The sequence below is a fragment of the Devosia sp. P3_B2 genome (assembly GCF_056402875.1).
In genome coordinates, this window is sequence record NZ_JBFUGO010000007.1 from 118,808 (window position 1) to 143,881 (window position 25,074).

General features: G+C 64.9%; 22 protein-coding genes. 8 read left to right on the forward strand and 14 right to left on the reverse strand.

Annotated elements, in window-relative coordinates; all coding sequences use genetic code 11:
- The first annotated feature begins 37 nt into the window (after positions 1-37).
- Complete coding sequence (locus AC1DV8_RS12275) at positions 38-340, forward strand: hypothetical protein (RefSeq protein WP_477157651.1); 303 nt, start codon at positions 38-40, stop codon at positions 338-340.
- 159 nt (positions 341-499) lie between these two features.
- A complete protein-coding gene (gene thrS / locus AC1DV8_RS12280) occupies positions 500-2,473 on the forward strand; it encodes a threonine--tRNA ligase (protein ID WP_477157652.1) in 1,974 nt (657 codons plus the stop codon).
- 52 nt (positions 2,474-2,525) lie between these two features.
- On the opposite strand, the gene AC1DV8_RS12285 is transcribed toward thrS, so the two are convergent.
- From AC1DV8_RS12285 to AC1DV8_RS12330, 10 genes are all read right to left on the reverse strand, one after another.
- Positions 2,526-2,807: a hypothetical protein gene (locus AC1DV8_RS12285; RefSeq protein WP_477149505.1), complete on the reverse strand. Its 282-nt coding sequence runs from the start codon at positions 2,805-2,807 to the stop codon at positions 2,526-2,528.
- 253 nt (positions 2,808-3,060) lie between these two features.
- Positions 3,061-3,303, reverse strand: coding sequence for a hypothetical protein (locus AC1DV8_RS12290; RefSeq protein WP_477149504.1), 243 nt, complete (start codon positions 3,301-3,303; stop codon positions 3,061-3,063).
- Between the two features lie 210 nt (positions 3,304-3,513).
- The gene (locus AC1DV8_RS12295; protein ID WP_477149503.1) at positions 3,514-3,870 is read right to left on the reverse strand and encodes a cupin domain-containing protein; all 357 of its coding nucleotides are present in this window, start codon (positions 3,868-3,870) and stop codon (positions 3,514-3,516) included.
- A 124-nt stretch (positions 3,871-3,994) separates the two neighbouring features.
- Positions 3,995-4,288: a hypothetical protein gene (locus tag AC1DV8_RS12300; protein ID WP_477149502.1), complete on the reverse strand. Its 294-nt coding sequence runs from the start codon at positions 4,286-4,288 to the stop codon at positions 3,995-3,997.
- Between the two features lie 128 nt (positions 4,289-4,416).
- Positions 4,417-4,683 carry a PilZ domain-containing protein gene (locus AC1DV8_RS12305; protein WP_477149501.1) on the reverse strand — a complete coding sequence of 89 codons (267 nt, stop codon included), beginning with the start codon at positions 4,681-4,683 and terminating at the stop codon, positions 4,417-4,419.
- A 90-nt stretch (positions 4,684-4,773) separates the two neighbouring features.
- On the reverse strand, positions 4,774-6,540 hold the full coding sequence (locus tag AC1DV8_RS12310; RefSeq protein ID WP_477149500.1) for an adenylate/guanylate cyclase domain-containing protein: 1,767 nt from the start codon (positions 6,538-6,540) through the stop codon (positions 4,774-4,776).
- Positions 6,541-6,663: 123 nt separating this feature from the next.
- Positions 6,664-7,926, reverse strand: a complete 1,263-nt coding sequence (locus AC1DV8_RS12315; protein WP_477157653.1) for an RNA polymerase sigma factor — start codon at positions 7,924-7,926, stop codon at positions 6,664-6,666.
- Positions 7,927-7,968: 42 nt separating this feature from the next.
- On the reverse strand, positions 7,969-8,391 hold the full coding sequence (locus AC1DV8_RS12320) for a YciI family protein (protein ID WP_477157654.1): 423 nt from the start codon (positions 8,389-8,391) through the stop codon (positions 7,969-7,971).
- A 21-nt stretch (positions 8,392-8,412) separates the two neighbouring features.
- Positions 8,413-8,838, reverse strand: a complete 426-nt coding sequence (locus AC1DV8_RS12325; protein WP_477157655.1) for a YciI family protein — start codon at positions 8,836-8,838, stop codon at positions 8,413-8,415.
- 142 nt (positions 8,839-8,980) lie between these two features.
- Positions 8,981-9,988 carry a hypothetical protein gene (locus AC1DV8_RS12330; protein ID WP_477157656.1) on the reverse strand — a complete coding sequence of 336 codons (1,008 nt, stop codon included), beginning with the start codon at positions 9,986-9,988 and terminating at the stop codon, positions 8,981-8,983.
- A gap of 117 nt (positions 9,989-10,105) precedes the next feature.
- On the opposite strand from AC1DV8_RS12330, the gene AC1DV8_RS12335 reads away from it, so the two are divergent.
- The 3 genes from AC1DV8_RS12335 (at position 10,106) to AC1DV8_RS12345 (ending at position 12,867) form a co-directional block, all read left to right on the forward strand.
- On the forward strand, positions 10,106-10,684 hold the full coding sequence (locus AC1DV8_RS12335; RefSeq protein ID WP_477157657.1) for a nitroreductase family protein: 579 nt from the start codon (positions 10,106-10,108) through the stop codon (positions 10,682-10,684).
- Positions 10,685-10,753: 69 nt separating this feature from the next.
- Complete coding sequence (locus AC1DV8_RS12340) at positions 10,754-11,602, forward strand: lytic transglycosylase domain-containing protein (protein ID WP_477157658.1); 849 nt, start codon at positions 10,754-10,756, stop codon at positions 11,600-11,602.
- Between the two features lie 56 nt (positions 11,603-11,658).
- Entirely contained in the window at positions 11,659-12,867 is a 1,209-nt protein-coding gene (locus AC1DV8_RS12345) for a DUF2336 domain-containing protein (protein ID WP_477157659.1), read from the forward strand.
- Here the strand turns inward: AC1DV8_RS12345 and AC1DV8_RS12350 are convergent.
- Positions 12,864-13,673, reverse strand: coding sequence for an NAD kinase (locus AC1DV8_RS12350; protein ID WP_477149492.1), 810 nt, complete (start codon positions 13,671-13,673; stop codon positions 12,864-12,866). The genes AC1DV8_RS12345 and AC1DV8_RS12350 overlap by 4 nt on opposite strands.
- 80 nt (positions 13,674-13,753) lie before the next feature.
- Here AC1DV8_RS12350 and prfB point away from each other — a divergent pair.
- Together prfB and AC1DV8_RS12360 are read left to right on the forward strand one after the other, a co-directional pair.
- A protein-coding gene (gene prfB / locus AC1DV8_RS12355; protein WP_477149491.1) for a peptide chain release factor 2 occupies positions 13,754-14,882 on the forward strand; the annotation gives its coding sequence in 2 pieces (ribosomal slippage) (positions 13,754-13,822 and positions 13,824-14,882; 1,128 coding nt in all).
- 204 nt (positions 14,883-15,086) lie between these two features.
- Complete coding sequence (locus AC1DV8_RS12360) at positions 15,087-16,232, forward strand: helix-turn-helix transcriptional regulator (RefSeq protein WP_477157660.1); 1,146 nt, start codon at positions 15,087-15,089, stop codon at positions 16,230-16,232.
- Here the strand turns inward: AC1DV8_RS12360 and AC1DV8_RS12365 are convergent.
- From AC1DV8_RS12365 to AC1DV8_RS12375, 3 genes are all read right to left on the reverse strand, one after another.
- Positions 16,189-19,506 (reverse strand): beta-ketoacyl-ACP synthase 3, encoded by a 3,318-nt coding sequence (locus tag AC1DV8_RS12365; RefSeq protein WP_477157661.1) that lies wholly within the window; start codon positions 19,504-19,506, stop codon positions 16,189-16,191. The genes AC1DV8_RS12360 and AC1DV8_RS12365 overlap by 44 nt on opposite strands.
- A gap of 111 nt (positions 19,507-19,617) precedes the next feature.
- On the reverse strand, positions 19,618-20,802 hold the full coding sequence (locus tag AC1DV8_RS12370) for a M23 family metallopeptidase (protein WP_477157662.1): 1,185 nt from the start codon (positions 20,800-20,802) through the stop codon (positions 19,618-19,620).
- 87 nt (positions 20,803-20,889) lie between these two features.
- Positions 20,890-21,405, reverse strand: coding sequence for a peroxiredoxin (locus AC1DV8_RS12375; RefSeq protein ID WP_477157663.1), 516 nt, complete (start codon positions 21,403-21,405; stop codon positions 20,890-20,892).
- A gap of 154 nt (positions 21,406-21,559) precedes the next feature.
- On the opposite strand from AC1DV8_RS12375, the gene AC1DV8_RS12380 reads away from it, so the two are divergent.
- Positions 21,560-25,021: a hypothetical protein gene (locus tag AC1DV8_RS12380; RefSeq protein WP_477157664.1), complete on the forward strand. Its 3,462-nt coding sequence runs from the start codon at positions 21,560-21,562 to the stop codon at positions 25,019-25,021.
- Positions 25,022-25,074 lie beyond the last annotated feature (53 nt).

The window sequence follows — 25,074 nt, forward strand, 5'->3', positions numbered from 1 at the left end:
CGCGTAGCCTTCCTTGCGAGGGCACGGAGGTGGGACTATGCGCCAATTCTTCGTGACGACAGTGCTAGCGGGCGTACTGGCTGCGCAAGTTTTCGTCTTTCCGGTCATCCAGCCAGCCTCGGCGGCGACCAAGCTGACACAGAGCCAGCAGGCTGCGATTTACTTGCGGTGCAAGAAATCCGGCGGGACAGGCAAGGCCTGTTGCGCGGCCGCCGAGGGGACCTGGAAGCCCGACCCCATAGGTGCCGGCGGCACCTGCGACCTGGGTGGCGCCAGCCTGAAGCAACTGCCGGGCGGCCGCATCCTCCTGGCTCCGAACAAGGCACTGATTGCGCCCTGATGACGGACGATCAGGGGCGAGTGTGTTGCGGGATCGGAGCGTCCAGCCCTCCACCGAGCCGCTGAGCGCGCGCCGAACTTGTTGCCTTTGCTCTGGCCGTGCTAGACACGCCGCCTTGCCGGCATGCCGCCGGCACAATTCCCAATTCTGGAGATGAAAATGATCAAGGTGACGTTCCCCGACGGTGCAGTACGCGACTATGCGCGTGGCACCACCGGGACCACCGTGGTCGAGGGCATCTCCCCCAGCCTCGCCAAGAAGACGGTCGCGATGAAGTGGAACGGGGTCCTGTCGGACCTTTCCGATCCGCTCGAGGATGACGGCAAGATCGAGTTCGTGATGCGCGACAGCGCCGATGGGCTCGGGCTGATCCGCCACGACTCGGCGCACGTCCTCGCCGAAGCGGTGCAGGAGCTGTGGCCGGAGACGCAGGTGACGATCGGCCCGGTCATCGAGAACGGCTTCTACTACGACTTCAAGCGCGACATGCCGTTCTCCGAGGACGACTTCCCGGCCATCGAAAAGAAGATGGCGGAGATCATCGGCCGCGGCGCCGCCTTCACCAAGGAAGTGTGGACGCGCGACGAGGCGAAGCGCGTGTTCGCCAGCAAGGGTGAGAACTTCAAGGTCGAGCTGGTCGACGCCATTCCAGCCGACCAGATGATCAAGATCTACAAGCAGGGCCAGTGGTTCGACCTCTGCCGCGGCCCGCACATGCGCTCGACCAAGGACATCGGTACGGCGTTCAAGCTGACCAAGGTGGCCGGCGCGTACTGGCGTGGCGACAGCAACAATCCGGTGCTGAGCCGCATCTACGGCACTGCCTTCGCCAACCAGAAGGAACTCGACGAGTACCTCCACATGCTGGAGGAGGCCGAGAAGCGCGACCATCGTAAGATCGGCCGTGACCTCGACCTGTTCCACCTGCAGGAAGAGGCGCAGGGCTCGGTGTTCTGGCACCCCAAGGGGTTCGTGCTCTACAACCAGATGGAAGAGTACATCCGTCGCCGGGTGAACGCGAACGGCTACAACGAGGTGAAAACCCCGCAGCTGATGTCGTCGAAGTTCTGGGAGGCCTCGGGCCACTGGGGCAAGTACCGCGAGAACATGTTCGTGGTGCCCGACGAGGTCCCTGGCACCGAGGAAGAAGGTCCGGTTCTATCGGGTAAGGCAGAGCTCATGGCGCTCAAGCCGATGAACTGCCCGGCCCACATCCAGATCTTCAACCAGGGCATCAAGAGCTACCGCGACCTGCCGATCCGCATGGCCGAGTTCGGCTGCTGCCACCGCAACGAGGCCCACGGCGCGCTGCACGGTCTGCTGCGCGTCCGCCAGATGACCCAGGACGACGCGCACATCTTCTGCACCGAGGAGCAGATCCAGGAGGAGACGGAGCGTTTCGTCCACCTGCTGTACTCGGTGTATGAGCACATGGGCTTCGAGAATGTCGTCATCAAGCTCGCGACGCGGCCGGACAAGTTCGGCGGCACCATCGAGCGCTGGGACGCGGCTGAGAAGGCCCTGGGCGATGCGCTCAAGGCCACCGGCTACGACTTCGTCATCGCCGAGGGCGAGGGCGCCTTCTACGCGCCCAAGCTCGAGTTCCATCTGAAGGACGCCATCGGGCGCTCCTGGCAGGTGGGCACGCTGCAGCTCGACTATGTGCTGCCCGAGCGGCTCAACGCCACCTACGTGGCCGAAGACGGCTCGCGCAAGTACGCGGTGATGCTGCATCGCGCGATCCTTGGATCGCTCGAGCGCTTCATCGGCATGATGATCGAGCACTATGCCGGCAAGATGCCGATGTGGCTGGCGCCGGTGCAGGTGGTGGTCGCGACCATCGTCTCGGAGGCCGATGACTATGCGAAGAAGCTGGTCGCCCAGCTCAACGCCGGCGGCATCCGAGCAGAGCTCGACGTGCGCAACGAGAAGATCAACTACAAGGTGCGCGAGCACTCGGTGCAAAAGGTGCCGCTGATGTTCGTGGTTGGAAAGCGCGAGGCTGAGGAGGGGACGGTGTCCGTTCGTCGTCTCGGCACTGAAGGCCAGAAGGTGATGCCGGCAACCGACGCGATCGTCGAGCTGATGGCGGAAGCCGTGCCGCCCGACCTGAAGCAGAAGGCCGCGGCCTGATCGACTGGACAGAGAGGGGCCGCAGCGATGCGGCCCCTTTCATTTGGCCAGCCTACTTCTTGTCGGGAACATAGCAGTTGTCGGCGACGAGAATGACCTCGCCCAGCTTCAGCGCGGCGAGCGATTCCTTCACCGGGTAATAGTCGCAGTCGTCCTGCTCGACGAGCGAGCCGTTGCTGTCGAGCTGCTCGCAGTAGCCGCCGGGACGCTTGTAGCCTTCGGGCGCGTCGGGGCCGCAAAGGGCATTGGTGCTCGAGCCAGCAAAGGCCGGCGTTGCAACCGGGAACGCCGCCGCCGAAGCGATGAGCAGGGTGATGGCAAGGATGTTCTTCAAGGTTCTCTCCTGAGTTGTTTCGCCAGAAAACTGGCGAGAAAGACGGGCATCTGGTCCGCCGGGTATGGAGCAACGCTACTCAGGACGCGCTGAATTGAACCCGAACTCGCCGTTCAAAGGTCGTTCATAGTCATAATACGACTTATGATGATTCGGGCCGACGTGACCGACTGATGCGGCCAAAGACGAGGGCCCGTCCATCAGGACGGGCCCTTTGCATCTACGTCGGTCGTGGCCGCGACACGGCTAACGGTCACTGATCTTCGGGGCCATCACCGTCATCGACGACGCAGTACAGGCCGCAGCTCTCGCCGCTATCCGAGGTCGAGCTGTTGGCGCCAATCTGCTCGCAATAGCCGCCGGGGCGCTTGTAGGCCTCCGGTCCATCAGGGCCACACTTGGCGCTGATGCTGGTGTCTACCGCGAAAGACGGAGTTGCGATGGGGAAGGCTGCGAGGGAGGTGGCCAGGAGAGCCACGGTGATGAATTTGTACATTGTGCGTCCTTTGGTGCTGTCCGGCGATCTGTGAGCGGATATCGTTATGATGATCCGTCGAATGAACGGCTTTGTATGGAAAATGGCGTGAACCGTCGTGGAACCTGCCATTCAGGTTCGGTTCAGCCCCGAGACCAAGGGCAATGTTTGCGCGCAAACAGAAAGGGCGGCTATGGAGCCGCCCTTTTCGCAGATGTTCAGCCGCAGTTGTCAGGCAGCTGCGATGTGAATGCTGATCCGGCGGCCGTTGCCGGCAGGCATGGCCGGGGCCGTTCGGCAGAGCAAGCGTGCCGGTTCGTCGCCGGCATTGCGGTAGGCGAACCAGGTCTTGGCGGGGATGCGGACGAACGATCCGGCGGCGACGAAGCCGGCGGCGCCGTTGATCATCACCTCGAGAGTGCCTGTCTTCACCACGAGCACGGTCTCGGCAAGATCGTGCTGCTGCGGCCCGATCTGCACCTGCGGCGGCAGCGTGTGCGACTGCGCCTGGTACTGGAAACCGGCACCGGACGGATTGGCGACGTGAACGACACGATCGCCTGCGATGAAGAATGCATGCCTCGACATGACTGGTCCCCCCCAAGGGACATGTGTCCGAAACGTGCTGCCGTATCTAAGATAGGGCAGATGAACGGCATTTGAATAGTGGAGAAGAAAAGAGCGGCGCGGCGGCCGCTCTTTCTGCGAGCGCCTAGAGCAGCAGCGGCAGATAGTTGTAGCAATTCTCGGCGACGATCACCTTCTCGGCCGGCGCCTTCAGGTCGAAGAAAGTCGGATAGTAGTAGGTGAAGTCGCAATCCTCGGACTCGACGAGCGATTTGTTCGAGCCGACCTGGTCGCAGTAGCCGCCCTCGCGCTTGTAGGCTTCCGGGGCGTCAGGGCCGCACAGGGCCTGGATGCCCTTGTCGACGGCGAAAGACGGGGTGGCGACCGGGAAGGCAACGAGCGAGGTGGCGAGCAGTGCGAGCGCAATGATCTTGTGCATTATGTTCTCCTGTTAGACGAGCAGCCCGCCGGTGGGCGGGCACGAAGCGAACGAACCGTTCGCGTCGTTGGCCGGTCTGATAGGAGGGGTTGCTTGAACCGATTCCGAACTTGCCGTTCAGCGGTGGTTCAGCGGATCGTGGGGTCGCGGAACTGCACGCCGAGCTCTTTGACGGCCCGCCAGACGACGATGCAGGCCTGCGGCCGGACCTTGTCGACCACCAGATCGAAAGTGCGCGGAATGCGGGTTACCGAGGCGACTTCGAGCTTGGCGCCGGTCTCGGACAGGTTCCGGATGATGCAACGAATGCGGGTGCGGCCGCCATCGAATACGATAGTTGCTTCGATAACGGTGTTGCGACGCGGCGAAAGTCGCTTTTCGAGACGGATATCCAACGGTCAATTCCCCCAAAACCCGTGCGGACAATGCCTGATGCGACGTTGGGGAAATGCTTATGGAATGGATAAACTTGTGCGACGAGTTGCCTATTGCAATCCGGCGAGACGCAGGCCTTGCAGGTAGCGCGCCAGCAGCGACGGATACATGAACCGCAGCCCGTCGCCGATCGAGGCGATGGTCACGTCCGGGTGGGCGCGCTGGAACTGCTCCAGTGAATCGCGGGCAGCCGCGAGGTCGCCCTGGTGAGCCTGGTACACGGCGAGATCCCGATAGGGCCAGGTGATGCCGGGACGCTCCGACATGGCACGCTGGGCCCAGGCGATCGCCTCCTGAGGGCGGCCGGCAGCGAAATTGGCGAGCCCCATTCCCAGGTGCACGTTGAAGGCGAACGGATCCATCGGGGATAGACGAGCAGCGCGCTCGAAGGCTGCAAGGCCTTCCTCCGGCGTGCCGAGATAGACATGGCCCCAGCCGCGGCGCATCCAGGCCCAGGCGTGGTTGGGATCGAGTTCGAGCGCGCGGTCGGCGAAGGTAGCGGCCTGCGCCACGTTGCCGCCCAGCATCATCATCGCAGAGGCGAGGGCGGTTAGCGCGGTGGGATCGTCGGCGACATGCTGCGATGCGGTCTCGACCAGCTCGGCGGCTATGCGTCGCTCGGCGGCGAAATCGGTGGTCCAGTTATAGGCCACCTGCTGCCCATGCGCCCAGGCGGCCAGGGCTGCCGCCAGCCCGTAGTGGGGTTCGAGCCCCAGCGCCCGGGTCAGCAGGGTAATGGCTTCGCGATTGTCCTCCGGGCTATGCGACCAGAGGTGGGGCAGCGAGCGCATCACCAGGTCGTAAGCCGCGAGGGTGTCAGGGCGCTTCTTGCGGGCCCGCTCGACCTCGGCGCGTCGGATGGACGGCTGGATGGCGCTCGCTACCTCGGCGGCCATGCGATCCTGCAGGTCGAAAAGGTCCGCGACGGCGCCATCGACCTTGTTGGACCAGATGTGGCTGCCGGCATCGGACTCGACGAGCTGCGCGGTGATCCGCACACGTTCGCCGACCCGGCGGACTGAACCTTCGACGACGTAGCGTACCCCAAGCTCACGGCCGATCTGGCGGATATCGACGCCGGCGCGGCCCTTGTAGGTGAAGGCCGAATTGCGGGCGATGACGAAGAAGTCCTTCACCCGGCTCAGCGTTGCGGTGATCTCCTCGACCACGGCGTCCGCGAAATAGCTCTGGTCGGCCTCGCCCGAGAGGTTGTCGAACGGCAGCACCACCACCGAGGGGCGGTTGCTCGGCGGCGGAGGGGGTGGGGATTCGATTTGCTGCGGGCGCGCCACTCCAGCCGGATGCCAGGCGTAGATGCGGACGGTCTTGGTGATGTTCTTGAGCTCGGTGGGGCCCATGTCGATGAACGGCAATTCGATCGTGCCGTCCAGGTACTGGTACATCCACTTGGTGATGCACATGCCACCGGCCGGCGAGTGGCTCTGCACGCGCACCGCCAGGTTGATGCCCGAACCATAGAGGTCGTTGCCGGCCACCAGAACGTCGGCCAGGACGATGCCGGCGCGCACCTGGAACATCTCGCCACCCGGCGCGTGGATCTTGCGCTCATGGATCTGGCGCTGCAGGTCGGCGGTCCATTGGACGGCGGCGACGACGCTGTTGAACTCGGCCAGGAGGCCATCGCCCATGGTCTTGAAGACTTTGCCGCCGGCGGCCCCGATGGTGCGCGAGATCAGCCGATCGTAGACCCGCTGCACGAGGCGCAGGGTCTGACGTTCATTGCGCTCGACGAGGCGGGAATACCCCACTACGTCCAGCGACACGATCGGGACTAATCGACGGTCGGGCTGAGCCATTCTCTGTGCTTCTGCTGCAAGCCTCCGCTCTATAGCACTGTGAAATGTAACGGAGATAGCGGGCGCGCGCGGGACTCGCGAACAATTCGAGAGGAGATTGGCCGCAACGGACTTGCCGACGCCTCAGGCGGCGGGTTCGCACGCCGCGGCCCGGTCCAGCAGCAGGATGCGCTCACGCTCATTGCGGGTGAGGCTGGCGGCGCGCTCGAACTCGCGGCGGGCCTCTGCAAGGCGCCCCAGTTTCACCAGGAAATCACCGCGGACGCTGGGAAGCAGATGGTAGTTCCGCAGTGTCGGATCGTCGGCAATCGCATCGAGAATGGCGAGGCCGTTGGCGGGACCGAAGGCCATAGTGTGGGCCACGGCGCGGTTGAGTTCGATCACCGGACTTGGCGTCGCGTCGGCCAGGGTGTCGTAAAGCGAGGCGATGCGGCTCCAGTCGGTCTGGTCAGCGCGCCGGGCACGGGCATGGCAGGCGGCGATCGAGGCTTGCAGCACGTAGGGGCCGGTGCCGCCGAGGGCCTCCGCCCGTTCGAGGCCGACGAGGCCGCGGCGGATCAGCATCTGGTCCCACAGCGCGCGGTTCTGTTCGAGCAGCAGCACCGGCTCGCCGTTCGGGCCGCTGCGGGCACGCAGGCGCGAGGCCTGGATTTCCATCAGCGCTACAAGGCCGTGCACTTCCGGTTCGTCGGGGGTGAGGCCGGCAAGGATGCGGCCGAGGCGCATCGCCTCCTCACAGAGCTGCGGTCGGGTCCAGTCGTCGCCGGCCGTGGCGGAGTAGCCTTCGTTGAAGATCAGGTAGAGCACCTCGAGGACCGAGGCGACCCGTTCGGCGCGGTCGCTGCCGCGTGGCACCTCGAAGGGCAGGCCGGCTTCGGCGAGGCTTTTCTTGGCGCGGACGATGCGTTGGGCGATGGTTGGTTCCGCCGCAAGGAAGGCGCGGGCGATCTCGTCGGTAGTGAGGCCACCCAGCAGCCGCAGCGTCAGGGCGACGCGCGCCTCGGGCGACAGCACGGGGTGGCACGAGGTGAAGATCAGCTTCAGCAGGTCGTCGCCCACATCGTCGTCGAGCGGCGTGTCGAGATCGGGCGGTGTTTCCTCCTCCTCGCGGAGGTCGTAGCCGAGCTCGTCGAGTTTACGGGCGGCCATCTTGTTGCGGCGGAAATAATCGATGGCTCGGCGCTTAGCGGTTTGCATGAGCCATGCGCCCGGATTGCGGGGGACGCCGCTCTCGGGCCAGTGGTTGAGGGCGACGATCAGCGAATCCTGCGCCAGTTCCTCGGCCAGGCCGACGTCGCGCACGATTCGCGTCAGGCCGGCGATCAGCCTGGCCTGCTCGATGCGGAATACCGCCTCGATGGCGCGGTTTGTCTCTCTCTCGGTCATCGCGGCAGATCAGACCAAATCCGGTCCGCCGCGGCAAGGTGCTCATCCTGCGTCAAGTGCGCGGCGCGCCGCGTCGTTGCTCGCCATGGCTTCGGTATAGGCCTCGCCGAAGTCCTCCTCGGTGAAGAGCTGGCGGATCTCGATCTCGACGTTGCCGTGACCGTCGAGCTTGGGCCACGTCTTGACCCATTCGATGGCTGCCTCACGTGAGGGAACCTCGATCAGGGTGTAGCCGGCGATCAATTCCTTGGCCTCGGCGAACGGCCCGTCGATGACAGTGGGCTTGCCGTTGCTGAACTTCACCTTGGCACCACGAGAGCTCGGCATCAGGCCGGAACCGGCGATCACGATGCCGGCCTTGGCCGCGTCCTCGTGGAATTGCGTCATGTCGGCGATCAGGTCGGCGCCGGGCATAACGCCCGCCTCGGTTTCGGCGTCCGCCTTGCGGATGACCATGAAGCGCATATCTCGATCCTTCTGGGCAGGTTAGTTCGTGATGGGTTGCTGGGTGGCGTCGCGCCAGGCCTGTTCCTTGGCAACCGCCTCCTCGGGCACGACCTCGGCAAAGTCAGCCGCCTCGAAGACCCGGCGGAGTTCGATCGTCTCGCCATCGTCGAAGGGGATGCGCTTCACCCACTCGAGGGCTTCGTCCTGCGACTTGGCGCTGATGATCCAGAAGCCGGCGACGAGTTCCTTGGCTTCACCGAAGGGGCCATCGCGGACGACCAGGTTGCCGGCTTCGGAGGTCACGCGTGCGCCTTTGCTCGATGGATGGAGTCCCTCGGCTGCGAGCAGCACGCCGGCGTTGATCAGGTCCTCGTTGAACTTGCCCATGGCCTCGAAGACTTCCGGTGCGGGCATGACGCCGGCCTCGGATTCGGGGCTGCCTTTGACGATGATCATGAAGCGCATTTCGATCTCCTTGTTCCGTTGCAGGCACCGCGCCAGCGGCGCGACCTCTTCCTGCCTCAATGACACAACGAGCGAGGGGGCGTGGAATCGACACAGCCCGATACGATTCTTCAGATTCTCTTCGGGACGGATCCGCAGACGGTCAATAGACCGTCGTAAGAACCTCGATTTCCTTGGCTGCCCCCGGCTGCACCTGGAACTCGCGATTGTAGACCTGTTCGCCGCGCTTGGCGAAGACCAGGTAGTCTCCCTCTCCGAGCACCGTGGAGGGGAAGGCGCCGATATTGGAGAACACCGTCTGGCCGTCGGCCGTCTTCACCGTCCAGTCGATATCGGCAATGGCCTCGCCGCCGGCTTCGCTGACGAGCTTGAACGAGACCTGGGCGGCGCGGTGGTAGAGCGTGGCGTCGGTCAACTGGCCGGGCTCCACCCGCAGGTCGGCGCGCACGACCGCGTTCACGTCGCCGAAGTAGGAGACGATGTGGTAGGTGCCGGCATTGAGGGTAACGATGTCGTTTGGGCTGAGGTTCTGCGCCACCAACGTGCGGTCTGCTTCGCTGCTGCCGGTGGTGTAGATGTCAAAGCGGAGCAGGTTGATCGGGATGGCGACGTCGCCGGTTACCGCTGCGTTGAGCCGCATCGCGCCGGCATCCAGCACGAGTTGCTTCGAGTTCTGACCCTCGGCCACGGTCAGCGTGTCGGTGGTCTGGGCTCGGCCATAAGCGACGTGCACCACGTAGCTGCCCGGCGGCAATTCGAGATGCGCAGTGGCGTCGTCGGATTTCTTCGCCAGCACCAGGTCGCCCGCCGCGTCGGTGCGAGTTTCGAAGACACGCCAGGTCACGCCATCGGGCAGGGTGCTGCCGTCGTCGGTGATCTTGGCCATCAGCGTGACCGGCTGCGGCGTGGTGTTGATGGCAGCGACGGCAGCGGTCGCTGCTGCTGCGGGGCTGGCTTCGGGCGCGGCCGCGTCGGCGGCGTCGGGACTGGGCGTATCAGCAGGAGCTGGCGTATCGGCGAGTTGTTCGACCGCCTGCGGCATGCGGTCGGCGCGGCGGGGCAGCGGGACCGGCGGGTCCTCGGCGATGGCCAGCATGGGCGCGAGCAACGCCGCGATCCCGAGAATGCCGATCCAATACCTGAGTTTCACCCTAACGACCCCGCAGTCGCGCGCCTCTGGCGCATCGCTTCAAAATGCCTCGCGTGCCTACGCTTGGATTGGGGAAAAGCTGTGTCATAAGGACCAGACGCTCGCAAGGACCACACCATGCCCATCAACGCCGCAGTGCGCGACTATCTAAAGACCCGCCGTTCGGTCGGCATCGGTTTCCTGAAAGACCCCGGCCCAACGGCAGAGGAACTGCAGGAAATCCTGACCATCGGGACGCGCGTGCCTGACCATGGCAAGTTCGTGCCGTGGCGGCTGATTCTCATCGAAGGCGAGGATCGCGTGCGGGCCGGCGAGCGGCTGGCCGAGATCGCCAAGCGCAAGCGCCCGGAACTCGACGAGGCTGGTCTCGATCTCGAGCGGCGGCAGTTCCTCCCGGCCCCGTTGACCATCGGCGTGCTACTGTCGCCCAAGCCCAACCCGAAGGCGCCGGAGATGGAGCAGCTGCTGTCGGCCGGCAATGTCTGCTTCAACCTCTCACATGCGGCGTTCGCCATGGGCTTTGCCGCGAGCTGGACCAACCGCTGGTACGGGTTCGACACGGAAGCCCAGACCATGCTCGGCGCCCGCGGCGGGGAGCGGTTCGTGGGCTTCGTCCATATCGGCACGCCGACGGCGGTGATCGAGGATCGCGATCGGCCGAACCTCGAAGATGTCGTGAGCAAGTGGCAGGGCTAACCATTCGTTAACCAGTCAGAGGTGATTGGTTAATCGAACGTTAGCAACGGACCCTTCGAGTCGATGGGCGTGAAGCCGATATCGGTGCCGCAGCCGCTCGCCTATGCCATGGACACGGCAGGGGCGAAGAGCGATGTCGACTTCGATTACCTGCTGCGCACCGCCATCCGGGAAAGCAGCCTCGATCCCGAGGCCAAGGCGCCGACATCGAGCGCTACCGGGCTGTTCCAGTTTCTCGACAGCACTTGGCTGCAGGTCATGAAGCAGGAAGGCCCGCGGCTCGGCTACGGACAGTACGCAGACGCCATCAAGGTCGACTCGGACGGGGATTACTACATTGCCGACAAGGCGCTCCGGCAGGAAGTTCTGAAGCTGCGCGAAGACCCGCAGATCGCCTCGGACATGGCCGCCGCCTTCACCCGCAGCAATGGGGCATATCTGTTCGAGAAGTTCGGCCGCATGCCGAGCCCGGGCGAGCTCTACATCGCGCATTTCCTCGGGGCGCAGGGCGCAGAGAAGCTGTTCAACGCCGGCCTCAAGGATCCGGACCAGATTGCCGCCAAGCTGTTTCCGAAGCAGGCCAAGGCCAACCGGTCGATCTTCTACGAAGGCGGCGAGGCGCGGACGATACGACAGGTGTACCGGGCGCTGGTGGCAAAGCACGACGGCGCGGCCGACCCTCGCTTCCAGGCCCAGCAACTGGCGGTCGATCCGGCGGCAGCGGGGAAATGGGACGCGGCCCCAATCCCGTCGCGCTTCTCGACCGATGACATGTCGTTCACCTCGCTGTTCTCCAACGAGGGTGAAGTACAGGGCCGGACGCTGATGAGCCCGGTCAGCGAGGCCCAGGGCAGTGCGCTGTTCACCCAGATGTATGGCCAGGACGGTACCCTGCCAAAGCCCCCGAAGTTATGGTGAACCGTTCCTTAAGCCTTCCTCGATAGCGTCTTTCTCGGCGCCTACCGGAGAGCTTGATGGTCGCGTACCAGGATTTCGTCACGCTGAGCCAATCGCGTGACAGTGAGGAGCGGGGGCAGGCGGCCCACCTCGCGGCCATGGCCTATCTCAACCATTTCGGCCCGGCTGATGAGCATGCGGCGCTCTATGCCGCGCTGATCGGCTTCCTCGACGATCCGTCGGTGCGCGTGCGCGGCGCGCTGGCCTATGGGTTGCTGCATGCCGTGGAGGCGCCGCGGCCGATTCTCCTGGCGCTGCTGCAGGATAGTCCGGTGATCGCCCGTGCCGTGGTGCAGTATTCGCCGGCACTGGTGGATGCCGACCTGATGGCGCTGATCCGGGGCGCCGACGAAGCCATGCTGCTGGCGACTGCAACGCGCGAGCGGATCAGCCAACGCGTTGCCGAGGCGCTCGTTGCCAAGGGTGGGAGGCTGCTGCTGACCAAGCTGCTCGACCGGCCGGATGTGCCGTTCTCGGCGGTGATGCTGCGGCAGGTGGCGGATCGCGATGGCGCCGAGGATGCGGAGTTGCGTGGCCTGCTGCTGGCGCGGGACGACCTGCCGGCCGATGCGCGGCTGGTGCTGGTGCAGGCGGTTGCCGCCGCGCTTCGCGGCGCGCGGGTCATCAGTGGCGCGGTTGCTCCACATCGGCTCGACCGGTTGCTCCGGGACGCGACAGACACCGCACTGACGGCGATCGGCGAACGGGAAGCGGCCGCGGGCAGGGCGCCTTACGCGGCGGAACTGGTGGAATCGGAGAGTGTGTCCACGCGCGTCATGCTGCACGCCATCGTCCAGGGCCACGTGCTGTTCTTCGCCGACTGCGTCGCGCAACTGGCGGAAACGCCGCGCGAGAAGGTGTTCACCCTGCTCGAGCATGGCAGCCGCGCGGCGCTGAACGCGCTGTTCTCGCGCTGCGGTCTCAGCGAGGCCGTACGCAACATGCTGGCGCGGCTGATCTTCCACGCCCGCGCGGCGAACCTCGCGGACGACTTGGCGGCGCGGCACTTCGTCGTGACAGCGCTGACCGAGGAACTGATCGTCGAGCATGATGGCGTGATCCCGCCGGACCTCGAGGAGGCCTTCGCCTATCTCAGCGAGCAGAACGTCATGCTCGCCCGGCGAGCTGCGCGTGGCGTGATGTCAGCCTTCGCCGGGATGACCCAGGCTGAGATGGCGCTACCGCAGGTCTCGGTGGACGAGCGGCTGGCGCTGCCGGCGGCCTAGTAGCGGAACTGCTCGCTCAGCACGCGTTCGTCGAGCCCGGTGCCCGGATCGAACAGCAGCGTCACCTTCTGGCTGCGGTTCTCCCGCACCGTCACCTCGATGACGCGCTGGAATTCGACATTGTCGGCAACTGCACTCACCGGCCGCTTTTCGGCCTCCCGCGTGCGGAACGTCACCACGGCCCGGTTGTTGAGGATGGCGCCGCGCCAGCGGCGCGGACGGAACGGCGAGATCGGCGTCAGGGCCAGCAAAGGCGAGTCGATCGGCAGGATCGGACCGTGGGCCGAGAGGTTATAAGCGGTCGAGCCGGCCGGCGTGGCAAGCAGCACCCCGTCACAGATCAGTTCCTCGAGCCGTGGCTGGCCGTCGACGAGGATTTCGACCTTCACCGCCTGATAGGTCATACGGAAGAGCGACACCTCGTTGAGGGCAAGGGCCTTGTGCTCGGACCCGTCCGCGAGGCGAGCGTTCATTTCGAGCGGGTAGATGTGCGTTGGACGTGCCGCCGCCAGCCGGGCGGCCAGGTCGTTGGACGAGAATTCGTTCATCAGGAAGCCGACGGAGCCGAAGTTCATGCCGTAAACCGGCACGTTCTTGCCCATCTTGCGATGCAGCGTCTGCAGCATCAGCCCGTCGCCACCGAGCGCCACGACATGGGTGGCTTTGTCGAAGCCGCAGTCGCCGTAGCGCTCGCGCAGCAGGTCCGCGGCGCGGTCGGCCTCCGGCGTGCCGCTCGATACGAAGCTTACTCCTTCGATGCGTTCAGTCACTGCCGGCCCCTCGCTACCAAGCCCGCTGCCTAGCATGCACAGGTGACGCGGGGAAGAACGGGTTGATTGGGCCCTTCGTCTCAACTACATGAGCGGCAAGGAATTTGAGGACAGAAATGCGCGCCGAAATCACCAAGGTCATCGCCGAAATCGAGCAGGTCGTAAGCCTGCTGAGGAGGCATCTTTGACTGGGACACAGCTGAAGCACGTCTCGACGATCTGACGGCTCGCACCGAGCATCCCGACTTCTGGGCCGACCCCGACAAGGCGCGGCCGATCATGCAGCAGCGTGATGAGCTCGATGTGCAGGTGAAGGCGGTGAAGGCGTTCGAGGCCTCGGTCCGCGACAATTCCGAACTCATCGAGATGGGTGAGGCGGAGAACGACGCCGGCATCATCAAGGAAGCTGAAGAGGCGCTGCAGGAGACGCTGAAAGATGCGCGCTCGGCCCAGGTCGAGACGCTGCTCTCTGGTGAAGCCGATTCGAACGACTGCTACCTCGAAATCCACTCCGGTGCCGGCGGCACCGAGAGCCAGGACTGGGCCAACATCCTGTTGCGCATGTACACGCGCTGGGCGGAGCGGCGGAAGTTCAAGGTCGAGACGATGGAAATCCACGACGGCGAAGAAGCCGGGATCAAGTCGGCGACGATCAAGGTCACCGGCCATAACGCCTATGGCTGGCTGAAGACCGAAAGCGGGGTGCATCGGTTGGTTCGCATCTCGCCCTATGACAGCGCTGCGCGGCGGCACACCAGTTTCTCGAGCGCGTGGGTCTATCCGGTGGTGGACGACACCATCAACATCGAGATCAACGAAAGTGACCTCAAGGTCGACACCTATCGTTCGTCCGGTGCCGGCGGCCAGCACGTGAACACGACCGACTCGGCGATCCGCATCACCCACGTCCCGTCGGGCATCATCGTTGCCTGCCAGCAGGAACGCAGCCAGCACAAGAACCGTGCGACGGCCATGGCCATGCTGAAGGCACGCCTCTATGAGGCAGAGCTGCAGAAGCGCGAGGAAGCGGCGAACGCGGAATCGGCCGCCAAGACCGATGTGGGCTGGGGTCACCAGATCCGCAGCTACGTGCTGCAGCCCTACCAGATGGTCAAGGACCTCAGGACCGGCCACGAGACCTCGAACACTTCGGCGGTGCTCGATGGAGACCTCGACGACTTCATGGAAGCGTCGCTGGCGGCCCGCGTGAGCGGCTACGCCGACAAGGTCGCCGACGTCGACTAATGCGATTGGCCGGCGACTTGCGTCACCGGCCAATCAACCGTCAGGACCCGAATATCGAAATGAGCGCCCAGGGCCACCTTGGCGCATGGGTTGTGTGTTACCGGTTACGTGTAACGCGCGCATGATGTATTTGAACTAGTGTGCATATTCTACGTTTCGAACCGTGGCGCGGCTGCAGCCTGCAGCTCATTTCGGAGGTTCGCGGTGGAGGACGACCTAGTCGACAGGATCTACGAAGCCGGGGCCATCCCCGACTTGTGGCCAAGCGTGCTCGAGGAATTGGGTAAGGTCGGCAAGGTCAGCGGGACGCTATTGTTCGCCGTGCGCGGCGAGTCGGCGCATTGGACCGCCTCGCCAAGTCTACACGATATGTCGAAGGGCTATTTCGAGGCCGGTTATCCGGGCCGCGACGATCGTACTGCCCGGTTGTTGGCCTACGACCACTCCGGCTTCGTCACCGATCTCGACGTGTTCACGCGGGAGGATTGGGAGGCCGATCCGATCCGGCAGGAGTTCTTTGTGCCACGCGGCTACGGCTGGGGAGTGGCAACCGGCATCAAGGTGCCGACCGGCGACCTGCTGATCTTTCACGGCGAGCGGCGTCTCGAGGACGGGCCGGTGGGGCGCGACGTCGTGGCGCGGCTCGACTTGCTGCGGCCGCATCTGGCGCGGGCGGCGCTGATGTCGGCGCGTATTGCGTTCGAACGCGCGCAGGGAGCGGTGTCGGCGTTGGAGATGGTGGGCGTCCCCGCTGCAGTGCTGGGGCCGCGAGGGGCAGCAATCGCCACCAACAAGCTCCTGGATGCCCTGAGCCCCGATGTCGTGCAATCGCGGCCGACGCGGTTAGGGCTCGCCAATCCGCGGGCTGACCAGATGCTGATCGACGCGCTGGAAGCGGCCGAGCTGGGATTGCACACCGGGCCTTCGAGGTCGATCGCGGTGCCGGCCAGCGAGGGCCGCGCGGCAATGGTGGCGCATATACTGCCGATACGGGCTTCGGCGCGCGAGGTGTTCACGGGGGCGGCCGCGGTACTGCTGATGACCCCGGTGACGCTCAGGGAGTTGCCCGATCTTGCGGTGATCCAGGGGTTGTTCGATCTGACGCCGGCCGAGGCGAGGATTGCTCGCGCGCTTGGGGGCGGGATGACCATAGGCCAGATCGCCGCCACCACCGGCGCGAGCGCAGCAACTGTGCGCAATCAGGTGCAGGCAGTGTTTGGCAAGACCGGGATGCATCGGCAGGCCGAGCTCGTCGGCCTGCTGCAGGGACTGTCGCCGACCGCTGGCCAGGCGACTCCACCGTCGCCTAGTGCGGTGTCTCCACCGTCGCAATCGCCGCCGCGTAAGTGATGCCGCCGCCGAAGGCGACGAGCCCGAGCCGGTCGCCCGGCTTGGTGGTCGGCAGCGCATCCATCAGCGCGAGCGGTATGGTCGACGAGCTGGTGTTGCCGAGATTGCGAATGATCGAGTGCGCAGGACGGCCCGAACGGCGGGCAATGGCGTCGATTATGCGCTGGTTGGCCTGGTGCGGCACCATCAGATCGATATCGTCCATGGTGATGCCTTCGGCGGCGCAGGCAGAGGTCAGCGTCGCTGTCATGGCGCGGACGGCATCGGCGAATACTTCGCGGCCGTTCATCTTGATGTAGCCCTCACCGGCGCGCGGCACGCTCAGCAGTTCTCCCGATTCCGGGGCGCCGGCGATGGTCGGCTGGGCGAAGGTGAAGAGCGTCGGCTGATCATGGCCCGGCCCCTGCACCAGCGAAGCGGTTGCGGCATCGGCGAACAGCACAGCGGTGTTGAAGTCGTTCTGGTCGAGCAGCGGCGACAACACCTCGGACGTGACGACGAGCACCCGTGCATCCGGGTTGTTGGTCACGTAGTCGCGGGCATTGGCGAGCGCGTAGAGGTAGCCCGAGCAGGCGGCGTTGATGTCGTAAGCCGGCAAGCTGGCGCGGCCGGCGGTGCTGACGGCGTCGGCGACCCGGCAGGCGAGCGACGGGGTGATCACATCCGGCGTGCCGGTGGCAGCGATCACCAGGTCGATGTCGCCGATCTCGAGCTGCTGTTCATCGAGCAGCTTCTGCGTCGCCGAGACGGCGAGCGAGAATACTGTCTCGCCGGGCTGCACCCAGCGGCGGCTCTCGATGCCGGTGAGCTTGACGATGTCGCCGGCGTCGCGCGTCTGCCAGTTGCCCTTGAGGTCCGAGTTCTGCACTTTTCGGGCGCCGGTGATGCCGGCAATGCCGGCGACGCCAACCGGAATATCGGCGCGGCCGACGATCGCCGGAGCAGGCTGCGCAGCGGATCGGCGCTTCAGGATCGCCTTGTCGATGCGTTCGGCGGTGACGGTGGTTTGCAGCCGCGCGACGGAGGCGTCGGCTTCGACGAACATCAGCGGCGCGCCGACCGGGACCTTCTGCTTGAGCTCGACCGGGATCGACAAGACCTTACCGGTGACCGTGGCCTGCACGTCGACTGCTGCCTTCGTCGCCTCGACTACGGCGACGAGATCGCCGGTCTTGATCATGTCGCCCGGCTTCACCAGCAGCTCGACGATCTCCACCTCGTCGTCCGCCGGTCCGGAGCCGATGGCGGCGATGGCAGCAGGGCCCGCATCCGCCTTGGGCGCTTCCCATTCGAGATCGAATTCAAGGAGCGCTGCCGCGGCTTCCATAATCCGCCGGTAGGAGGGCAGGGTGTCGATCTGCCGCTCGAACTGGAACGGCACATGGATGTCGTCGCGTGTGACGCGTTTGGCGCTCACCGGCACGCCGGCGTGCTCCATCACCGTCGCCATCACCTCGGCACCGAAGCCGGCGGTGTGGTTGTCCTCGTGAACGACGAGGAGGCGCTTGGTGCGGCGGACGGAACGCAGCACGGCGTCCTGGTCCCAGGGCGAGATCGAGCGCAGATCAATGATGTCGAGTTCTGCGCCTGCGCCAGACAAGGTCTCGGCAGCCAGCAGCGACTGGGTCAGCGGGTTGCCCCAGGTGACCAGCGTCAGGTCGTTCCCCTGCCGCACCGCACGGGCGCGGCCAGGAGCGACGAAGTGCTTGGTGGTGTCGTCGGAGGTGCGCCGATCCGAGAGGTTCAGCCCGCTCTTGGGGTAGAGGAACACTGTCGGCCGCTTGCTCTGGAACGCGGCGTTGAGCAGGCCCGCGGCATCGCCGGCGCTCGACGGCATCACGACGTCGATGCCGGGCACATGGGCGAGGATCGATTCAAGCGTCTGCGCATGGAACGGGCCGAGGCCGGCCTTGTAGCCACCACAGCTGACCATCAGGATCACCGGCGCCTGCCAGGTCCCATCGGTGCGCCAGTACATCGAGCCGAGCTCGGAGATGATCTGGTTGAAGCCGAGCGGCAGGAAATCGGCGAACTGGATGAAAGCAACAGGCCGCTGGCCGGTCAGTGCGCGGCCGATCGAGGTGCCGATGATGGTCGATTCGGACAGCGGCGCGTTGCGAACGCGGCCGGGAAAGGCGGTCGAGAGGCCTTTCGTGACGCCGAATACGTCGCCCTTGGGATCCTCGATGTCCTGGCCGAGCAGGTGCACTTCACGGTTGGCGGCGAGCTGATCGCGCAGCACGCGGTTCAGTGCCTCGCGCATGGTGAGGTTCGGCGCCTTGGGGTCGCCCCGATACTCCTTGGTGTGCGCGAAATCTGCCGGGTAGGGCGCCTTGGCCTCTCCAGCGGTCTGCGGCACCGCTTCGCCGCGTGCCTCGAGGACTGCCGCTGCGACTTCACCGATCAGCGTGGTCTCCAGCTGCACCAGCGCGGTGTCGCCCATCTGCGACTCGCGCAGTGACTGGCGGATGGCCTCGAGCGGATCGCGGCTCTTGCCGGACTTCAGGTCGTCGGCGGCACGATAGAGCGCCTGGTCGTCGGCATTGGTGTGGTCCGACAGCCGCTCCAGTTCCATCAGCAGCAGCGTCGGGCCGCGCGTGGCGCGGGTATGAGTCACGGCCGACTCGAACGCGGCGCGGGTGGCCGCCAGATCGACACCGTCGACGCGGCGGATCGGCAGGCCGAAGAAGCTTTCCGCCGGACCGTTGGGCAGGTCGAAGAAGGTCTGGCCGGGAGTCTTGGTGGAGATGGCCCAGTTGTTGTTCTGGATGACGAAGACCACCGGCGCCGCGCTGCGCACGGCTTCGCCAACCGCCTCGAGGAACTCGCCTTGTTGGGTCGTGCCGTCGCCGACGCAGCAGATCACGACCGGCGAATCGGGATGGAACTTCACCGCCTGGGCGTTGCCCACGGCGTGCAGCGCGTTGTTGCCGACCGGGCCGACCATCGAGGCGACGTTCAGTTCACGCGCCGAATAATGGGCGCTCATCTGGCGGCCGGCGGAGTGGGACGGGCCAGTTGCCAACAGGCTGCGGAAGAATTCGACCAGCGGCAGGCCACGCGCCAGAAGTAGCGCCTTGTCGCGATAGTGGAGGTGGAGCCAATCCTGCTGGCCGAGATAGTCGGCGATCAGCGCGGTCGACTCGTGCCCGGCGCCGGAGACGTGAAAATGCGCAAGACCCTGCTTGACCAGGTCCTGTTCCACGCGGTCGATCTCTCGGGCGAGAAACATCGCCCGGTGCAGCCGCAGCATCGTTGGAATGTCTGAGGTCATCAGCATTGTGTCGGGAACCTAGACCCGCTCCCGGCGAAAAACCAGAGCAACTAGCTGGTCTTGGGCGAATGCATGGCTGATTTGCTTAAGTCGTTGCGGAGTTGCAATCGGCTAGGCGCCGAGGAACCTCGCGAGCCGCTTACCGACGGCGAGATACTTGCCGGGGTCCACTGCAACATCCTTGCGGCGCACTTCAAAGTGCAGATGCGGTCCGGTGGAGCGGCCGGTGGACCCGACCTTGGCGATCGGCGTGCCGGTGTTGACCACCTGGCCCTCCTTGACGAGGAAGGCACTGAGGTGGCCGTAGCGGGTGACGAGCCCTGTGGTGTGGGTGATCTCGACCAGGTTGCCGTAGCCGGACTTCTCGCCGACGAAGGTCACCTTGCCATAGCCGGCGCTGAGGACCGTGGTGCCGCGGGGCGCTGGAAAATCCAGGCCGGCATGAAAGGCGCGGCCGCCGGTGAAGGGGTCCTTGCGGTTGCCGAAGGTCGAGCTGATGCGGTTCAGCGACCCCATCGGCTTATGGATCGGCGCGAGGTCGATGGCGCTGCGGGCGGCCTTGAAGCGAGCCAGCGCCAGGTAGACATCGTTGGCGTCATCGACGATGCCGGCGGCGTCGGGGCCATCCACTGGCGGCTGGTAGGGGCCACCGACGGCGTCGGCGAGCCCCTCGGGCATGCTCGGCTTGATGCCGAGGCCGCTGAGTTCATCGAGAATGGTGTCGGTCGATTCGGTGGCGGATTCGGAGAGAGCCGCCAGCGCCATGCGGCTGTCGTCCATCATGGTGGTCATCGAGGCGCTGACCTCGGCAAGATTTCCGGCAGGGGTGGCGGTGGGGACGAGGGCGGCTGCAACAGGCGGTGAGTCATCGTCGTCGACGGGCGTCGCCGCGGCGGTCTCGATACCGAGCTCGGCGGCCTTCTCGGCAAGTTGCTTCACCAGCTGATGCTGCTCGAGCAGCACTTCCTGCTGCTGGGTCAGTTCCTGCAGCTGCAGGTTGATATCGCCAGCCTGAGCAAACTGGCGCGAATGCAGCCGGTCGACCTCTACGCGCAACTGGGCAATGCGATCCTCGTAGGCGGACACGACCACGTCGCTCTGGCCGGTCAGGAGGGCAGAGACATCCGGCGCCATCAGGAAGCCGACGAGGGTGAGAATGTTGGTCGCCAAGAGGGCGGTGAAGCCGGCGTAGAAGTAGATTGGCCGGATACCGGGCCCGTGGTCGCGCCGTGCCTTCTGGGGCGGTGCGCCAAACACCTTGGTAACCGGCTGTACGCCGTTCGATTTCGCACGCACCGCCGCAACTCCGGGACGCCACTCAACTGGTCCCGATCATGAACTGTTAGGGTTAACAAACGCGAAAAGGCGGCTTACGCGCCGGCGCTACGCCTTGGCGCGCCGGGGTTTGGGAGCAGGTATTCCGGTGCGCTCCACCAGCGCCCGAGTCGCGGCGAGCACCTTTTCGGCATGGCCCTTGATGCGGGTGGCGTGGAAGACTTCGGCGACGTTGCCATCGGGGCCAACCAGCACGGTGATGCGCTTCACCCCCATATACTCGACGCCCCACAGCTTCTTGAGCTGCCAGATGCCATAGGCTTCGATCGCTTTGCGCTCGGGGTCGGCGGCGAGGACCACGCCCAGATTAAACTTGTCTCGGAATGAGCAGTGTTTCTCGACGCTGTCGGGAGAAATGCCGACGACGATCGCACCGAGACGCTTGAATTCGGGCATCTGGTCGGTGAACTCGATGTTCTCGAGCGTGCAACCTTCGGTGTCGTCCTGCGGATAGAAGTAAAGCACCACGGGGTGCCCGAGATGATCGGACAGGCGGAACTTCTCGTAGCTGTCGGTGACGAGCTCGAAGTCGGGGGCAGGGCTGCCGGGGCTGGGTACGGTCATGTAATCCGGTTCGATAGACAGTGGAGCGCCGGAAAAGCGGCGCATCCAAGGGGTGTTAGTGCCATATTGCAGCCGGTATCATCAGGCAGTGAACCGCTGCTCGCTTTGATTCTAGAATAGGGCGGCAAAGCGAGCGGCCTCAAGTCGGAAAGCAGTGAAACCTACTCCAGCCCCTGGCTTCCAGCTCCGAAAGCGCTCGGCATGGCGCATCCTGGGTAGGATCGCGGCGGCGACAGTCGCTGCGCCTGTAATCCTGCTCGTCGCCATGTACGCCGTGCTGCTCATCACGCCGATTCCGCTTCCTTTCGTCAGTTCGCAAGTCCGCAACCTGGTGATCGGCTCGATGCCGGCCGGCAGCCAGCTCGAACTTGGCGACATGGCGCTGGCGCTCGAGGGGTTCGTCTGGCCGGTCATCCAGTTCAAGCCAGTGACTTTTACCGACGTGAAGACGGGCGGCACGGTCAGCATGGACGCGCTGGAGGTGGGCTTCTCGCCGATACGCGCCCTGGTCGGGCAGCCCGGCGCGACGGTGACGATCGTTGGGCCGCATTTGCAGGTGAACCAGGATCTGTTCGGGCCGCGGCTGGCGAAGTTCGAATATGTCGACGAGCCGGATGGTGGCCGCACGGTGCGGATCATCGAGGGGCAGGACCAGTTCCCCGAGGTGAATCTCTCGACCGGCGGCGTCGACGTAAAGGGCCAGGTTCCCGAGGCCAGCCTCGGCATCCGCTCGGATAATGACTGGCTGGTCTACAACCTCGAGGCCGCCGCCAAGGGCATCGCCGGCATCGTGCAGCAGGCCAAGCTCGGCAACTTCTCGCGGCTGGTGGTGCGCAACGGCGCACTCGACATGAACGATGCGCTCTATGGCGTGCTGCGGCACTTCACCGAGATCAACATCGACATCGCGCCCAACGCGGACGGCAAATCGGCCTCCGGCAATTTCTCCGCCGGCATTGGCGGCTCGGTGATGAACGGCATCCTCGAGTGGGTGGAGACGGGCGACGGCGGAGCGCGGCTCAAGGCCTCGATCACCAACCTCGATCCGGGCGCCTTCGCCCCGTTCGTCGGCGAGCAGGAGACGGCGATCTCCGTGGTGGGCACGGCGTCGGTTTCCATCGATGTCGGCTTTACTGACGTGCAGAAGATCACCGATGGGCTGTTCCATGTCGATCTGACCGGCATGGACGTGCGAGTGAACAACCAGTTCTTCCCCATCGCGACCTCGATCGCGGAAGTCGTCTGGGACCCGGCCATCGGGCAGTTCACCATGGGTGAGATGCAGGTGAGCGTGGCTGGCAGCACCGGCTATGTCAGTGGGGTGTTCAAGCTGGGCCTCGACCCGCTTTACGGTCCGATCGTCGGCATGAAAGTGGCCGCGCGCGATGTCTCCATCTCGAACGAGCTGGGCGCGCCAGAAGCGCCGTTCACCGAGGTCAACTTCCAGGGCTGGTCGGCGCCGCTCTATGGCGCCACCGGCATCGATCAGTTCGAGGCCAAGAAGGCCGATGGCAGCCAGCTCGTTTCCACCGGCCGCATCGACGTGGTGCGGCGCGGCACCGGTTTCGAGATGAACATCGCCGGCGATGGGCTGTCGGCAGACGACCTCAAGCGGCTGTGGCCCGCCTTCCTTGCGACCGAGTCGCGCGACTGGTTCGTCAAGAACGTGGTCGGCGGCCGGATCAAGAAATCGACGATGCGCTACGACTTTCCGATCGGTTCGCTCGGCGAGCCCGGGGAGAACAAGCCGATGCCGAAGAATGCGATGTCGATCGACATCGTCGGTACCGGTGTGCAGATCAAGGCGCTCGACACGATGGATCCGATCACCATCGAAGGCGAGATGAAGCTGAGCCTGAAGGACACCGACATCCAGATTTCCGGCGACGGAGCGACGATCCCCACACCCAACGGTAACATCTCGATTGCCAATGCCGGCTTCATCATCGGATCCAACAGCGACACCGAAGCCGTTTACGAGATCTCGGGCGACCTGTCGGGCGGCATTCCGGCGCTTATCGCCTGGACCAAGGAGAACCAGCCGGATGCGCTGAAAAAGGTGGCGCTGCCGTTCGATCTCGACATCCTGAACGGCCAGGTCTCGCTGGGGCTGGTGGCAACCTTCGTCACGGACAAGAAGACCAACCAGCCGCGGACGATGGACTATGTCATCAACGGCACGCTGCAGGACCTCGAGACGTCTTCGCCGATCCAGGGGCACACGATCGGCAAGGGGCAGCTGCAGTTCCGCTTGACCCAAGCCGGCTTCAACGTGGGCGGCACCACCGAACTCGACGGGGTCCCCGCCGAGGTCTCGGCCATGGGAACACTCGATCCCAAGAAGCCGGACGTGGTGCTGACCGCAAAAGTGGATTCCGACGCGTTCAAGAAGTTCGGCGTCGATGCTTCGGCCTTCGTCGACGGGCCGCTGACCGTGTCGGTGAAGCCGCTCACCGACGGAACCATCCAGTTGGCCGCGGACCTCAGCGCCGCCAGCCTCAACATCAAGGACCTCGGCATCAGCAAGAAGGCCGGCGTCAAGGGAGCGGCGCAGGCGCAGATCAAGATGGCGGGCGACGCCGTCACCATCAACGACCTCGGCCTCGGCTTCGGCGACGTGAAGCTCGAGGGCAGCCTCGACTTCGACCTCAAGAACGGGCTGCAATCGGCTGAGTTCACGTCGTTCGCGCTCAGTCCGGGCGACCAGGCGCAGGTGTCGCTGACGCCGATCCGCAACGGCTACCAGGTGCGCCTGCGCGGCGACCAGCTCGACCTGAAGCCAATGCTGCAACGCTTCTTCAGCCTCACTGGCGACTCGACGGGCGGCCCGCAGGCGACGGCGGTCAATCAGACCATCGCGGTCGATGTGGAGTTGAAACGCGCGCTCGGGTTCTACAAGACCACGGCGTTCAACGTCGATCTTGACCTGGTGCTGCGCGGGGCGGACCTGCAAAGGGTGAACCTGCAGGCTAATCTCGGCGGCGATCGCAGCGTCTCGGTTACCACCAACCCGACGCCCGACGGCAAGGTCATGTCAGTGGCGTTCAACGACCTCGGAACGCTCCTGCGGCTGATGAACGTCTACCCCAATATCGAGGGAGGCGTTGGCAGCCTGGTGGTTGAGACCATCAAGGATCAGAAGATCGACCAGGGGCAGTTCGCGCTGCGCAACTTTGCCTTCGTCAACGAGGGGAACGTGGCGCAGATCCTCGGCAACCACACCGAGTCCAAGCAGATGATTGCGCGCTCCAACAAGCTCGAGTTCAAGAGCGCGGAGGCAGAGTTCGTGCGCCGCAGCGACCGGGTGGAAATTCGCGATGCTGTGCTGGCCGGCGCTACCGTCGGGGGCACGGCGCGTGGCTTCATCTATACCGACAAGCGCCAGTATGACCTCACGGGCACCTATGTGCCGCTGTTCGGGCTCAACAACGCGTTCTCCAAGCTGCTCGGGCCGCTGGCCGGCCGCGATGGCGAGGGATTGTTCGGGGTGACGTTCGCCATCCGCGGGCCGCTCGACAAGCCGGACTTCAAGATCAACCCCATGTCGGCGCTGGTGCCGGGCGCGTTCCGGCGGATGTTCGAATACCGCGCGAAGGAAATTCCGCGCGTCGAGTGACCGGCGGGGTAGGTTGATTTCAATCAAAGTATAGGTTGGCGGAACGGCCTAGG